This window comes from Nocardioides sp. NPDC058538, assembly GCF_042719275.1.
Classification (GTDB): Bacteria; Actinomycetota; Actinomycetes; order Propionibacteriales; family Nocardioidaceae; genus Nocardioides.
In genome coordinates this window covers 96,427-110,859 of the sequence record NZ_JBHXNY010000014.1, presented here as the reverse complement: position 1 = coordinate 110,859, position 14,433 = coordinate 96,427, and the positions used below count along the sequence as shown (strand labels likewise).

Here is a 14,433-nt window from a genome sequence, read left to right as displayed (position 1 = left end):
GCCCCCTCCGCGAAACCTCTATCCGCGCCACTTCGACACGAGCATCTCGACCGTCGCCCCCTTGATCGCCCGGCTGCCGGGGACCGTGCCCACCACCGTGCCCGCCTTCCAGCGTGACTTGACCCGCTTGCCGACGACCGGCTTGAACCCGGCCGCCTTGAGCCGGGCAGTGGCCTTGGCGGTGGAGAGCCCCTCGACCTTCGGGATCTTGACGCCCTTGCCGTTGACGACGCTGGCGCCGGGACGTACGAAGTTGGCGGAGCCCAGCTTGCCATCGATCGCCCGCATCGCGTCGGCCCACATCGGGCCGGCGACGGTCGAGCCCGACGCCGAGGCGACGTAGCCACCGCGGAGGCGCTGCCCGTTGAGAGAGACCCACTTGCCCTCGTAGTTGGCGCCGGCGATCATCGACGCGGTCGCCAGCTTGGGCGTGTAGCCGTTGAACCACACCGCGCGGTTGCTGTTGGTGGTCCCGGTCTTGCCGGCGGACGGCACGCCCAGCGCGAGCCGCTGCCCGAACCCGCCCGGCTGCAGCACGCCGCGGAGGATGTCGTTCATCGCATCGGCGGTGCCGGTACGCATCACCTGCTCGCACGAGGAGGCGTACTCCTTCATCGTCTTCCCGTCCGGGCCGACGATCTCGGTCACCGGCCGCGAGTCGCAGTGCTTGCCGCGAGCACCGAACGTCGCGTACGCCTCGGCCATCTCCAGCGGGCTGACGTCGACCGGGCCGAGGGTGAAGGACGGCACCCGCTCGTGGGCGGGATCGGTCAGGCTGACACCCATCTTCTTCGCGAGCGAGTAGGGGGCGCAGACGCCGGTGAACTGCTCGAGCCGGACGTAGAAGGTGTTCACCGACTCGCGGGTGCCGGTGTAGAGGTTCTTGTTGCCCGAGGTGGTCGAGTTGCCGACCGGGTAGGGGTTGGGGCTGAAGTTGCCCTCGCCGGGGCAGTTGGCGAAGGAGCCCTGGTTGAACGTCCTCTTGGCCGGCGACGGGATCTCCTGCCTGAGCGGGAAGCCCTTCTCGATCGCCGCGGCGCCGACGAAGACCTTGAAGGTCGAGCCTGCCTGGAAGCCGTTGGCGTCGCCGTACTCCTTCGGCACCAGGTAGTTCAGGTAGGACTCACCCTTCTTCCGGTTCTCGCCCATCGGCCGCGACTGCGCGAGCGCCTTGACGTTGCCGGTGCCGGGCTCGACCATCGCCAGGGCGCCGACGGCGTTGTCGGTGGGCGAGACGCGGCCGCTCACCGACCGCTGCGCCGCCTTCTGAAAGCTCGCGTCGAGAGTCGTCCTGATGGTCAGGCCGCCGGTCTGGAGCAGCCGCCAGCGCTCGGCCTCGGTCTCGCCCAGCGACTTGTCGGCGAGCAGCCACTGCAGCGCGTAGTCGCAGAAGAACTCAGCCGAGGATCCGAAGCAGCCGTTGCGGCTGTCCTGGACGTTGAGGCCGAGCTCGCTCTCCTTGAGCTTCTCGGCGTCGGCCCGCGGCAGATCGCCGACCTGGGCCAGCCGCTCGAGCACCAGGTTGCGGCGCGCCACCGTGGCGTCCGGGTAGTCGGTCGGGTCGTAGCCGGTCGGGTTCTTCACCATCCCGGCCAGCATCGAGGCCTGCCCCCAGGTCAGGTCGGCGGCGTCGACACCGAAGTAGTGCTTCGCGGCGGCCTGGACCCCGTAGGCCGAGTCACCGAAGTACGCCGCGTTGAGGTAGCGCTCGAGGATCCAGTCCTTGTCGTGGTTCTCCTCGAGCCAGATCGCATAGCGGAGCTCGCGGATCTTGCGGGCCGTGGACTTCTCGGTCGCGGCGGCCCGCTCCTCGTCGGTGTCGGCCCCGTAGACGAGAGTCGTCTTGACCAGCTGCTGGGTGATCGACGAGCCGCCCTGCACCGAGCCCGACTCGGAGGCCGAGTTGCGCAGCAGTGCCCGCAGCGTGCCCTTGAGGTCCATCGCGCCGTGCTCGTAGAAGCGGCTGTCCTCGATCGCGAGCAGCGCCTTCGGCATGTTGGGCGAGATCTGGTCGAGCGCCTTGTAGGACCGGTTCTGGTCGTAGAGGGTCGTGATCACCTTGCCGTGGACATCCAGGATGCGGGTCGTCTGCGACAGCTCGCCCATGTCGATGTCGAGGGGCAGCTCGTCGATCGCCTGGGCGCCGGACTTGGCCGCGACGCCGGTCAGATGGATGAACGGGACTGCCATGCCGGAGGCGACCAGCCCGGTCACCGCGGCGACGCCGATGAGAGCCGCGAACCGCATCACAACGCGATGAAAGGGGAGGGAACGAACGACTTTGCGGGCCAAGATGGGGGCTCCTACCCGGACCTCGAGCCAGGACCGGCGAGGGTTGCTGAAAGATCGGAGAACAGGTGTTCAGGATACCGGAAGGGCCCACACCGGCCGCGTTCGATCCGCCACACTTCACCCTGTGAACCCATCGGTCTCCGGCATCGCCGTGGCATGGCGCCCCGCGATCGCCGAGCTCCTCCAGACGTACGCCGCCTCCGGCCGGCTCGGGTTCACCGAGGTGGTCGCGGAGAACACCGCACCGGCGCGGGTCCCGCAGGCCGTCCTGGATCTCGGCGTCCCGGTCATCGCGCACGGCGTCACCCTCGGCCTGGCCGGCGCGGACCACCCGGCGGCGGACCGCCTCACCCGACTGGCCGAGCTCGCCGAGGTCCTGGACAGCCCGTTCGTCTCCGAGCACGTCGCGTTCGTGCGGGCGAGCGACTCCCCCGACCCGCTGCACGGCGACGTCCTGGAAGCAGGCCACCTGCTGCCGCCGCCGCGCACGAAGGACTCGCTCGACGTGCTGGTCGACAACGTCCGGACCGCGCAGGGCCAGCTGCCGGTGCCGCTCGCGGTCGAGAACATCGCCGCCACCTTCACCTGGCCCGAGGACACCATCAGCGAGCCCGACTTCCTCACCGAGCTCGTCGAGCGCACCGGCGTACGCCTCGTCCTCGATGTCGCCAACCTCTACGCCTCCGCGGTCGCCCGCGGCACCGACCCTGCAGCCGAGCTCAGTCGCTTCCCGCTCGACGCGGTCGCCTACATGCACGTCGCCGGCGGCATCGAGCGCGAGAGTCTCTACATCGACACCCATGCCCACCCGATGCCGGAGCCGGTGTTGTCGCTGCTCGCGACCGCGGTCGAGGCGTACGCCGGGCGACGGCTCCCCGGGATCATGCTCGAACGCGACGCTGATGTGTCACCGCAGACCGTCGACCCTGAGTTCACGAAGCTCGCCGAGGCGATCGCTACGCCTTTGGCAGATCCGCCCCGCCTGTGACTGGAGCCTGATGCTGCGGGAAGGTGGCCTCGGCCGAGACCTCGTCCACCAGCGTGGTGCGGCCGAAGGCCTCGCCGAACGGCGTCAGGTGAACCGAGCGGCGCACGATCTTGGCGAACTTCACCGAGTGCAGCGCCTCGAGCACGTCGGGCTGGGCCTCGAGGACCTGGTACTCCAACGGGTCGGGCAGCGGCTCCTTGGAGAACCACACCAGCCCGAGCCGGAACAGGTTGTTGAGATAGGCCGGCACCCGGTCCGGATAGCGCACGCCGCTGCGCCTGGCGATCATGTTGAGACCGGGAGTGATCATGGTGCTGCCGACGAGGCCAGCCGGCCCACCGGTGCGGATGTCGACCGCGGGCTGCGGCCCGGCCTGGAGCAGGTAGAGCAGCATCCGCGCCTCGTCGGGCGCGAGCTCGTCGAGGATCCGGGCGTACGCCGGGTGCCCCTGCTCATCGGCCCAGACGTCGCGGGACCGGTCGAGCAGCTCGGCCCCTCGCCGGCGCAGCACCGGCAGGGAGTCCTCGGACGCCTCGGCCTCCCTCGTGCGGGCGAGCACGACATCGCGGCCGGCGGCCTCGTAGTCGGCGTCGGAGAGCTCCATCACCTGGTTCGAGCTGGGCAGGATGATCCGGGCCGCGGTGCCGGCGACGATGCCCACCGCCTCGGCCGTCTCCCGCACCAGCCCCACGCGTACGTCCTGGTCGACCATCGCCCGGGCGACCCGGATCCCGGCGCGGCCGGAGGTGCGCAGTCCCCACCCGGCCGTGTGCCAGGCAGCCCCCGCGGCCACCCTCGCCAGGCCGGGAGCGGTGCCGGCCACGGCGGAGGCGGTCGGGACGACCTTGCCCAAGAAACTCATGGCGCCACCTCCGTAGCGCAAGCGCCAGAATACGGATGCGGCGCCATGGTGGATCCCATGATCACTCGCTGACGCTCGCTCATGTCGGAAAGATTAGAAGGTGCAGGAAGCCGCCCGCGAGTCCCATGATCGCGCCGTGGGCGTAGAGCATCCATTCGTCCTCCTTGATCGCTGACCTCATCATGTCCACGAAGTCGCCCGGCGGGAGCTCCTTGGTGCGCCGCGCGACCAGGTCACGGATCTTGTCCGCCTGGTGACGGCTGAAACCGGGATCGCGGAACGGCACCAGCGTACGATCCGCCGCCTCGTTGGCCACCGAGGTGCTGATCCGGTCGAACCGCTCCGAGCCGAGCGCTATCCGCACCGCACCCCGGTAGGGCCCAGCCGCCCGGTCCACCGCGGGCATCAGCGCGTTGATCAGCAGCTTGCGAGTGGCGTCGCCGCGGGGGCCGTCGAGCAGGAAGTCGCCGATGCGCTCGAGCGTGATCACGTCGGTGGCGATGATGTCGGCGTAGACCTCCGCGGCCTGCTCCTGGCGGCGCGGGAAGAGACCCTGCACCTTGATCCCCAGGATGCGTCGCGGCTCGGCGGGCTCGAAGATCAGCCACATGCCGAGCAGGTTGGTCACCCAGCCGACGACCACGCCGAGGACGGGAAGCAGCCACCACAGATGGAAGGTCTGGTCGACCAGCGCCACCGGGATGCCGAGCAGGAAGCCGAAGATGAACCCGAAGGCGACCATCAGGTTGAGCTCGCGCTGCCCGAAGTCACGGAAGATCCTGACCACCAGGGCAGGGTTCTTGCGGAAGTGGTCGATGACCATCAGCTTCGGGTCGAGCAGCTGGTCGATGTGTATGCCGATGTCGTCGGTGACCTTGTGCACGATCGAGGGGAGCTGCGCCTGCACCCGGACGGCGATCGCGTCCTTGACCGCCTGCGGCAGGTCGCGCCAGAGCCGCGGGTGCTCGCGCATCATGATCTGTTCGACCAGCTCGGGCACCTCCGGCCGGAAGGTCTCCACGATGTGCGTGGCGATCTCCGAGGGGCCGAGCTGCTGGTAGAAGTCACTGGGTGTGCCGAGCTTGGCGATCGCCTTGTCCACGGCGATCGAGCCCATCTTCGCGGCCCGGGCAGGGATGATGCCCTGCCAGCCGATCCCGCCCTGGGCGAGGCCCGGGACCTCCTGCAGCTTGTGCGGCAGCACCCTGGTCAGCTCGCGCAGCCCGGGCACCTGGAACCCCTTGAAGGAGAGCGGGGAGAAGAGCATGTAGAGGCCCGACCAGTTGATCAGCCAGCCGATCACCCCGGTGAAGATCGGGATGGTGATCAGCGAGAGCCAGTGGACGTGGGCAGCCCAGTCCTCGAACCAGCTGACCAGCGAGTCCTGCCACTCCGGCGACATCCGAGCTCCTTCCGCCAGAGTTCCAGACCGTCAGTATGCGTACCCTACCCACAGGCGAACGCAAACACCCCGAAGCGTCTGCTATTCGGTTGGGCTATCGGTTGGGGCCTCCGTCGCCGCGCCGGGCGGGATCTCATGGCTCGGCAGCCGGTCGAGATCCTCGACGTCGGCGAAGCAGGCCCGGGCGAAGTCCTGCCCGAACGGGGTCAGGTGGATCGCGCGTCGCTTGATCCGGGCGCCGCCCTTGGCGTGGAGAGCTGCGAGTACGTCGGGTTGCGCCTCAACCACCTGGTAGCGGATCAGCTCGCTGATCGGGTCCTCGGACTGCCAGACCAGACCGAGCCGGGTCAGGTTGTTGAGGTACTGCGGCACCAGCGACGGGTAGCGCACGCTGGCCTGCGCGCCGATCATGGTCAGTCCCCGGGCGATCATCCGAGCCCCGCGCAGGTGGCCGATGATGCCGCCCTCGACCACGTCGACGGCCGGCTGCGGGCCGTCCTTGAGCATCAGCACCAGGATGCGGGCCTCGTCGGGGGCCAGCTCGTCGAGGATGCTGACGAAGGCCGGATGGCGCTCGTTCTCGTCCCATACGTCACGCGAGCGGCGCAGCAACTCCTCGCCGGTCCGGCGCAGTCGGTCGGGTTCCGTGCCCGGGGCGACTCCGTTGACCCGTGCGGCGCGGCCCTCCATCGCCGCCCGCGCGCTCTCGGCGGCCGGCAGCGCGAACCGCTCCAGCAGACCGGTGACCGGGTTGCCCGTGGCGACCCGTTTCGCGAGGGCGGTCACCTGGCGGGCGTTGGTCGCCACGTCCTCGGTGAGCCGGACCGCCTCGTCGGGATCGACGACCGCCTTCGCGACCCGCCCCACCCCTCTGGCGTACGTCCTCAGCCCCCAGCCAGCGGTGTGGGCGACCGTGACCGCGGAGATCCGGAGCAGGCCAGGGAGGACCTCCATCGCATCGTCGACGAGACCACCGCTCGGGGCCGGCGTGGGCATGCGGTGCATCCCCTCCCGGCCCTCGACGAGCTCTTCGGGCGGCTCGATCGAGCGTGGCTGACGGGCTTCCGGCTCGGTGTTGATGTGGAGGGCGTTCACAACACGTTCCACCATTCGAAGACTGCGACGTGCAGAAACCCGCCCGCCAGCCCCATGATCGCCCCGTGGGCGTAGAGCAGCCACTCGTCCTCCTTGATCGCGGCTCGCATCATCTCAACGAAGGTCTTCGGGGGCAGCGCCCGGCACCGGTCGGCGATGAGCCGGCGGATGTTGCACGACTGCTGCTGGCTGAAGGCGGCGTCGCGCAGCGGGGTGAGCGTGTAGTCGACGGCCTGCTCGGCGACCGAGGACCGGATCGCGTCGAACCTCCTGGTCCCGACCGCGACCCGGACCGCACCATAGGCCGGTCCGACCGCTGCGTTGACCGCCGGCTCGAGGGCCGCGGCGAGCATCTGTCGGGTGCGGTCGCCGGACGGCCCGTTGAGGAGGTGCTCCCCGATGTGCTCGAGCGTGATCACGTCCTTGGCGATGTGCTTGCCGTAGACGTCCGAGGCCTGCCACTGCCGCCGGGCGAAGAGCGCCTGGATCTTGAACGGCCCGATCCGCCTGGGCTCGGCGGGCTCGAAGATGAGCAGCATGCCGAGCAGGTTGGTCGTCCAACCGACCAGTACACCGAGGATCGGCAGCAGCCACCAGATGTGGAAGGCCTGGTCGACGACGGCGACCGGGATACCGAGCAGGAAGCCGAAGATCGCCCCGAAGACGACCATCATCCGCAGCTCACGGGCCCCGAAGTCCTTGAAGATCCGCACGATGATCGAGGGATCCTTCTCGAAGTTCTCGATCACCATGATCTTCGGGTCGAAGATCTGGTCGATGTGGTGGCCGATCTCGACGGTCACGTCCCCGACGACCTCGGGGAGCCGGTCCTGGACCCGCTGGATCACGACCGTACGCAGCGGGCGCGGCAGATCGCGCCAGAACCGCGGATGCTCACGCCACATGATCTCGTCGACGAGCAGCGGGATCTCGGGACGGAAGACGTCGACGATGTGGGCGGCGATCTTGTCCGGCTCGAGCTGCTCGTAGAAGTCTCGGGCCGTCGCCATCTGCGACAGCGCCCGGTCGACGGCGATCGAGCCCATCTTCGCGGCCCGTGCCGGCACGATCCCCTGCCAGCCGAGCCCGCCGCGCAGGATGCCCGGGATCTCCTGGACCTTGCGCGGCAGCGAGCCGGCGATCTGCTTGAGCCCGGGCACGGTGATCCCGTGGAAATGGATCGGGGAGAAGAGCATCCACAGCCCCGACCAGTTGATGAGCCAGCCGGTCACGGCGGTGAAGATCGGGACCGACCAGAACTCGAACCAGTCGATGTCCCACCCGGAGAGCACGTCGACGACGCTAGACACGGGACCCCTTGTATTTCGGTCAGTGAGTCTCCCGCTATCCGGAGACTGCACCGATCAACACAGAGGCGCGCCGAGAGTCACCGAGCTGGGAGATATCTCGCCCGCGCCGCGCGCAGGCGTCACTTCAGATCCTGCCCGATCATCGAGGCTCGATCCAAGGCGACGCTCGCACCGGGGGCCAGATCTGTCACACGAGACAGGCAATCGGTCAACCGGGAATCCCTGCCACGCCGAAATTGGAAGGACCCGGCGGGTCCGTCTCGGGTCGGCTCCACCGGGTCCGCCGCGTGTGCCCCGACCATATGGGGGTTGGTCCGACACCCGCGGCTTACTCATCAGTATGCGGGTATGGCACCAACATCGGTTTTACCCGAAGTCCACAACTCGCCAACAAATCTGTCAAGCGATCAATAGGGGTGTGTCAGCCCTGCTGCTGGCGCCGCCAGACCACGATCGCCTGTCCTGGCGGAGCCTGGCGAACCGCAGGAAGCCTGTTGACGGGCCCCTTCGGTTCGGGCGCCGCCGCCCTGGCCTGGGCGAGCGCCTCGCGGGTCGCGGCCAGCTCGTGCAGCAGCTCCTCGTTGCGCCGGCGCAGGGCGTCGACGTGCTGCTCGAGAGCGAGGATGCGACGCACGCCCTCGATGCCGATGCCGGCCGCGGTCAGGTCCGCGATCGAGCGCAGCAGCTCGATGTCGTGGAAGGAGTAGCGCCGCCCGCCGCCCCCGGTGCGACCAGGGGTGATCAGGCCCATCCGCTCATAGGTACGCAGCGTCTGCGGGTGCAGCCCGGTCAGCTCCGCGGCGACGCTGATCACGTAGACCGCCGCATCCGGCCCAGGGCTGCCGAATCCGTCACTCATCATGACTCCTCGAGAAGGGACGTACGCAGGGGTTTGCCGGCCATCGCGGACCGATAAGCCTCGACAGCGGCCTTTGCGTCGGCGTCGAGCACGGCCGGGATCTGCACCTCGACGGTCGCGAGCAGGTCACCCACGGTGCCGTCCGAGCGACGGAACCCCTTGCCGCGGACCCGGAACGTACGCCCGTTGGGGGTCCCGGCGGGGATCCGCAGCGTCACCGGCGAGCCGGACAGCGTCGGCAGCTTCGCCTCGGCGCCGAGGGCGAGCTCGTCGAACCCGACCGGTACGTCGATGGTGAGGTTGTCGTCCTTGCGACCGAAGACGCGGTGGGGCGTGACGTGCACGGTGACGTAGAGGTCACCGGCCGGGCCGCCGTTCTCACCGGCGGCACCCTTGCCCTTGAGCCGGATCCGCTGACGGTCCTTGACGCCGGCCGGGATGCGCGCCTGGATGGTGCGCGCGGAGGTGCCGCGGCCGGAGCCGTGGCAGGTCGGGCAGGCCTCGTCGTAGATCAGCTGGCGGCCACCGCAGCGCGGGCAGGTCTCGTTCATCGAGAACGCGCCGCCGACGGAGTTGACGACGTAGCCTGCGCCCTCGCACTCGGGGCAGACCCGCGGCTTGGTGCCGGGCTTGCCACCGGTGCCGTTGCAGTCGGGACAGGCGGCGTCCGAGGTCAGCCGCAGCGAGATGGTCACGCCGTCGAGCGCGTCGGTGAACCCGATCGTGGCGCTCGTCTCGACGTCGGCGCCCTTGATCGGCCGAGCCCTCGGGGTCGTACGCCGCCCACCGAAGCCTCCCCCGGCACCACCGGGACCACCGAAGAGGTCGCCGAACATGTCGCCGAGGCCACCGCCCTGGGCACCACCGGCGCCGAAGAGGTCGTCGAAGTTGTAGCCGCGACCGCCACCCGTGCCGCCGAAGCCACCAGGGAACCCGCCCGAGGCGCCGAGGGTGCGAACCTCGTCGTACTTCTTGCGCTTCTCGGTGTCGCCGATGACGTCGTAGGCCTCGGCGATCTTCTTGAACTTCTCGTGCTTGGCGTCGTCGCCCGGGTTGGAGTCGGGGTGGTTGGCCCGCGCGAGCTTGCGATAGGCCTTCTTGATGTCGTCGCCCGAGGCGTCCTTCTTGACACCCAGCTCGGCGTAGTAGTCCTTGTTGATCCAGTCCGGCCGGATCCCGTCGTTCTCAGCCACCTAGCCCCTCCTCCCTTCTTCTCGGTGGCCGGGGCTGTCGATCTCTCGACAGCCCCGGCCACCCATGGTTGTCACTCCGGGTCACTCCGGGTCGACGACCAGGACCTGCGCGGCCCTGACCACCCGGTCGCCGATCATGTAGCCGGCCTTGGCGACCAGCTTGACCGAGGTCTCCTCGACCTCCGGGTCGGTGCCCATGTGGCTGAGCGCCTCGTGACGGTTGGGATCGAAGACGTCGCCCGGCTCACCGAACTTCTTCAGACCCAGGTTGGTCACGATCTTCTCGAGCTGGTCGGCGACGGCCTTGAAGCCGCCGTCGACCTCGTCGTGCTCGCGGGCACGGTCGATGGTGTCGAGCACCTCGACGATCGGAGCGAGCACCTTGTAGGTCGCGTTCTGCGAGACCAGCTCGCGGTCACGGTCGACCCGCTTCTTGTAGTTGACGTACTCGGCCTGGAGACGCTGCAGGTCCGTGGTCAGCTCGGAGACCCGCTTGTCGACCTCGTCGGCGGCATCGCCCATGAAGTCCACCTCGCTGTCGTCCTCGATCACCACGTCCTCCTCGACGTCTGCCTCGTCCGCCTCGTCCTCCGCCTCCTCGACGGAGGCCTCCTCCTCGGCGGCGTCGTCCGAGTCCGAGGCGTCGCCCTCAGGAGCGTCCACCTCGACGGCCTCGGTCGACTCCTCGACGCGATGTCCTGAGGGCCCTCCTGAGCCTGTCGAAGGGTTGTCGGTCTCGGGCTGCGGGGCCTCGGAGGTCGTCTCCTCGACGGCCTCCTCCGCCCCGCCGGGGCGGCGCTTCGTCACTTCTTGTCGCCCTCTTCACCCTCGACGGGCTCGTCGACGATCTCGGCGTCGACGACGTCGTCGTCGGCCTCACCGGTCGCGCCGGTGGCACCACCGGCAGCGGACTGCTCGGCCTCGGCCGCGGCGTACATGGCCGCACCCATCTTCTGCGAGGACTCACCGAGCTTGGTGATCGCCGTCTGGATGGCGTCCTTGTCGGCGTCTGCGTTCTCGAGGACCTTCTTCAGCTCGTCCAGGTCGGCCTGCACCTCGGTCTTCACGTCGTCCGGGACCTTGTCGCCGGAGTCGGTGATGAACTTCTCGGTGGTGTAGACGAGGCTGTCACCCTGGTTGCGGATCTCGATGGACTCGCGACGCTTGGCGTCCTCCTCGGCGTACTGCTCCGCCTCCTTGACCATGCGGTCGATGTCGTCCTTCGACAGCGCGGAGCCGCCGGAGATCGTCATGGACTGCTCGCGGCCCGAGGCCTGGTCCTTGGCGGAGACGTGCACGATGCCGTTGGCGTCGATGTCGAAGGCGACCTCGATCTTCGGCACGCCACGCGGCGCCGGCGGGAGGCCGGTGAGCTCGAAGTTGCCCAGCGGCTGGTTCTCCGACCACATCGGGCGCTCACCCTGGGCGACCTTGATCTCGACGCTCGGCTGGTTGTCGTCAGCCGTGGTGAAGATCTCCGAGCGCTTGGTCGGGATGGTGGTGTTGCGCTCGATCAGGGTAGTGAAGACACCGCCCTTGGTCTCGATGCCGAGGCTCAGCGGGGTGACGTCGAGGAGCAGTACGTCCTTGACCTCGCCCTTCAGCACGCCGGCCTGCAGCGCGGCACCGACGGCGACGACCTCGTCGGGGTTGACGCCCTTGTTGGGCTCCTTGCCACCGAGCAGGCTCTTGACCAGGTCGGTCACGGCCGGCATCCGGGTCGAGCCGCCGACCAGGACCACGTGGTCGATGTCCTTGAGGGCGACGCCGGCGTCCTTGAGGACGGACTCGAACGGCTTCTTGGTGCGGTCGAGCAGGTCGGCGGTGATCTTCTGGAACTCCGCCCGGGTCATGGTCTCCTCGAAGTGGAGGGGGCCGGACTCACCGTGGGTGATGTAGGGCAGGTGGATCGAGGTGTTCTGGCTCGAGGAGAGCTCGATCTTCGCCTTCTCAGCGGCCTCCTGGAGGCGCTGAGCGGCGATCTTGTCGGCGGCCAGGTCGACGCCGTTGGCGGCCTTGAACTTCTCGACCATCCACTTGACGATCGCGTTGTCCCAGTCGTCACCACCGAGGTGGTTGTCACCGGAGGTCGCCTTGACCTCGACGACACCCTCACCGATCTCGAGCAGGGACACGTCGAACGTGCCGCCACCGAGGTCGAAGACGAGGATGGTCTGGTCGTCGCCCTTGTCGAGGCCGTAGGCCAGCGCCGCGGCGGTGGGCTCGTTCACGATGCGGGAGACGTTGAGGCCCGCGATCTCACCGGCCTCCTTGGTGGCCTGGCGCTGCGCGTCGGAGAAGTAGGCCGGGACGGTGATGACCGCGTCGGTCACCGTCTCACCGAGGTAGGCCTCGGCGTCGCGCTTGAGCTTCTGCAGGACGAACGCGCTGATCTGCTGCGGCGTGAAGTCCTTGTCGTCGATGTTCACCTTCCAGTCGGTGCCCATGTGACGCTTGACCGACCGGATGGTGCGGTCCACGTTGGTGACGGCCTGGCGCTTGGCGACCTCGCCGACCAGAACCTCACCGGACTTGCTGAACGCGACCACGGAAGGCGTCGTACGGGCGCCTTCGGCATTCGCGATGACGGTGGCCTCGCCACCCTCCAGAACCGAGACGACCGAGTTGGTGGTCCCGAGGTCGATACCGACGGCACGTGCCATCTTTGCTACCTCCGCTTGTTGAAGCTGTGTGTATGTGGACTGTGTTCCCTGGGGAGACCCCGGAAGACTTGGGTTGTTCTGCACCCGCCCAGCGACTGCTGCCGCCGAGTGTTGCAAACAAGTTGAGTCGGATCAACTCAACTTCGTTCACTCTCCACAACGAAGACCCTACGCCCCCTATTCCAACGCCGGCCAAAACCAGGCCGAGTCGGCTCGTCATGACGAGCCGACTCGGCGGGGGTCGGGGATCAGAAGGACGGGATCCAGTCGAAGGTGTCGGGGTTGGGGCCGGAGCGGCCGGACTCACCCTTGTCGAGGGCGGCGAGGGCGGCGACCTGGTCGGCGCTCAGCTCGAAGTCGAAGATCGCGAGGTTCTCCTCGAGCCGCTCGCGGCGTACGGACTTGGGGAAGACGATGTCGCCACGGTCGATCTGCCAGCGGAGCAGGACCTGGGCGGGCGACTTGCCGTGCGCGGAGGCGATCTCGGCGACCACCGGGTCGGTGAGCTCGCCGCCGCCCTGCCCGAGCGGGGACCACGACTCGACCTTCGCGCCGTGGCCCAGGGTGGCGGCGCGCGCGGCCTCGTTGGCGAAGTAGGGGTGGACCTCGATCTGGTTGACCGCGGGCGCGACGCCGGTCTCGGCGACGATCTTGTCGAGGTGGTCGGGCTGGAAGTTGGAGACGCCGACGGAGGTGGTCAGGCCCTCCTCGCGGAGGCCGACGAGGGCCTCCCACGTCTTCGCGTACGTCCCGTCGTACTGCGTCGGCAGCGGCCAGTGGATCAGGAACAGGTCGACGCGGTCCAGACCGAGCAGCTCCAGGGACCTCTCCAGCGATGCCTTCGCCTTGGCGGGGTCGTGCTGGGAGTTGTTGAGCTTGGTGGTGACGTAGAGGTCGTCGCGGGCGAGCCCGGCGCTCTTCAGCGCGGCGCCGACTCCGGCCTCGTTCTGGTACATCTGCGCGGTGTCGATGTGGCGGTAGCCGACCTCGAGAGCCTGTCTCACCACCTGCTCGGTCTCGTCCAGCGGAACCTGCCAGACGCCGAGACCGAACTGCGGGATCGAAGTGCCGTCATTGAGCTTGATCGTGGGAACCGTCATACCCACATACAACCAAGCCGATGATGGCCTATTCCATCCTCGGTTCGATCTCAGCCGATCGTCACGGTCACCACGTTGGAGTACGTGCCGGTGTCGATGTCCTTCATCCGGAACTTGTGCTTCCCGATCCGGCCGGACTGGATCGGGGTGGAGAACTGCTCGCCGGTGACTCGTACGTCCGGGATCCCGAACTCCTCCCAGCCCTGGCCGTCGTTGCGCTCCAGGCGGAGGATGGCGCCCTCGCCGCGCGGGTAGATCCCGCTGAGGTCGATCCGCTCCATCGGCTTCGCCTGGACGATTCCGGCCTGGAGGGTGATCTCCTTCTTCGCCGGCTTCTCCTCGACGGTCTCGGACGGCGACGAGCTCGTGGAGGCCGCCTGCTTCTCCGGAGCGCTCGTGGGCGAGGCGTTGAGCGTGATCGCCGGCCCGCTCGCGGTCTTGGTCGGCTTGGGCGACGGGGCGTAGAGCGAGGCACCCGCGTCCGGGTCGGTGGCCTGGTCGTCGGCGGCACCGCCGCCACCGAGGCCCAGGATGTTGGCACCGACGAACATCCCGATCCCGATGATCAGCCCCACCCCGACCGCGACCGCGACGAGCGCCGTGACTCCGGCTGCGATCGGGTGCTGCCCGCCCTGCTTCACATCTGCTCCTCGACCCGCCCGTGGTGAT

The 14,433-nt window shown here is 68.5% G+C and carries 12 protein-coding genes; 1 reads left to right on the top strand and 11 read right to left on the bottom strand.

The features are described 5' to 3' along the window. Positions 1–18: 18 nt before the first annotated feature. On the bottom strand, positions 19–2,247 hold the full coding sequence (locus tag ACFWQC_RS14945) for a transglycosylase domain-containing protein (RefSeq protein ID WP_378679104.1): 2,229 nt from the start codon (positions 2,245–2,247) through the stop codon (positions 19–21). A 169-nt stretch (positions 2,248–2,416) separates the two neighbouring features. On the opposite strand from ACFWQC_RS14945, the gene ACFWQC_RS14940 reads away from it, so the two are divergent. Then, positions 2,417–3,280, top strand: a complete 864-nt coding sequence (locus ACFWQC_RS14940; RefSeq protein ID WP_378679101.1) for a DUF692 family multinuclear iron-containing protein — start codon at positions 2,417–2,419, stop codon at positions 3,278–3,280. On the opposite strand, the gene ACFWQC_RS14935 is transcribed toward ACFWQC_RS14940, so the two are convergent. The 10 genes from ACFWQC_RS14935 to ACFWQC_RS14890 form a co-directional block, all read right to left on the bottom strand. Then, positions 3,249–4,142 carry an Abi-alpha family protein gene (locus ACFWQC_RS14935; protein ID WP_378679098.1) on the bottom strand — a complete coding sequence of 298 codons (894 nt, stop codon included), beginning with the start codon at positions 4,140–4,142 and terminating at the stop codon, positions 3,249–3,251. The genes ACFWQC_RS14940 and ACFWQC_RS14935 overlap by 32 nt on opposite strands. Before the next feature lie 79 nt (positions 4,143–4,221). Then, on the bottom strand, positions 4,222–5,544 hold the full coding sequence (locus ACFWQC_RS14930; RefSeq protein WP_378679095.1) for a hypothetical protein: 1,323 nt from the start codon (positions 5,542–5,544) through the stop codon (positions 4,222–4,224). Between the two features lie 81 nt (positions 5,545–5,625). Then, on the bottom strand, positions 5,626–6,651 hold the full coding sequence (locus ACFWQC_RS14925) for an Abi-alpha family protein (protein WP_378679093.1): 1,026 nt from the start codon (positions 6,649–6,651) through the stop codon (positions 5,626–5,628). Beyond that, positions 6,636–7,949, bottom strand: coding sequence for a hypothetical protein (locus tag ACFWQC_RS14920; RefSeq protein ID WP_378679090.1), 1,314 nt, complete (start codon positions 7,947–7,949; stop codon positions 6,636–6,638). Before ACFWQC_RS14920 ends, ACFWQC_RS14925 begins: the two co-directional genes overlap by 16 nt. A gap of 421 nt (positions 7,950–8,370) precedes the next feature. Further along, positions 8,371–8,808, bottom strand: coding sequence for a heat shock protein transcriptional repressor HspR (locus tag ACFWQC_RS14915; protein ID WP_378679088.1), 438 nt, complete (start codon positions 8,806–8,808; stop codon positions 8,371–8,373). Next, the gene (locus ACFWQC_RS14910) at positions 8,808–10,001 is read right to left on the bottom strand and encodes a DnaJ C-terminal domain-containing protein (protein WP_378679085.1); all 1,194 of its coding nucleotides are present in this window, start codon (positions 9,999–10,001) and stop codon (positions 8,808–8,810) included. Before ACFWQC_RS14910 ends, ACFWQC_RS14915 begins: the two co-directional genes overlap by 1 nt. Before the next feature lie 81 nt (positions 10,002–10,082). After that, on the bottom strand, positions 10,083–10,808 hold the full coding sequence (gene grpE / locus ACFWQC_RS14905) for a nucleotide exchange factor GrpE (RefSeq protein WP_378679082.1): 726 nt from the start codon (positions 10,806–10,808) through the stop codon (positions 10,083–10,085). Continuing rightward, a complete protein-coding gene (dnaK, locus tag ACFWQC_RS14900) occupies positions 10,805–12,664 on the bottom strand; it encodes a molecular chaperone DnaK (protein WP_378679079.1) in 1,860 nt (619 codons plus the stop codon). Before dnaK ends, grpE begins: the two co-directional genes overlap by 4 nt. A 248-nt stretch (positions 12,665–12,912) precedes the next feature. Continuing rightward, positions 12,913–13,764: an aldo/keto reductase gene (locus tag ACFWQC_RS14895; protein ID WP_378679077.1), complete on the bottom strand. Its 852-nt coding sequence runs from the start codon at positions 13,762–13,764 to the stop codon at positions 12,913–12,915. 50 nt (positions 13,765–13,814) lie between these two features. Continuing rightward, positions 13,815–14,405, bottom strand: a complete 591-nt coding sequence (locus ACFWQC_RS14890; RefSeq protein ID WP_378679075.1) for a hypothetical protein — start codon at positions 14,403–14,405, stop codon at positions 13,815–13,817. Between the last annotated feature and the right edge of the window lie 28 nt (positions 14,406–14,433).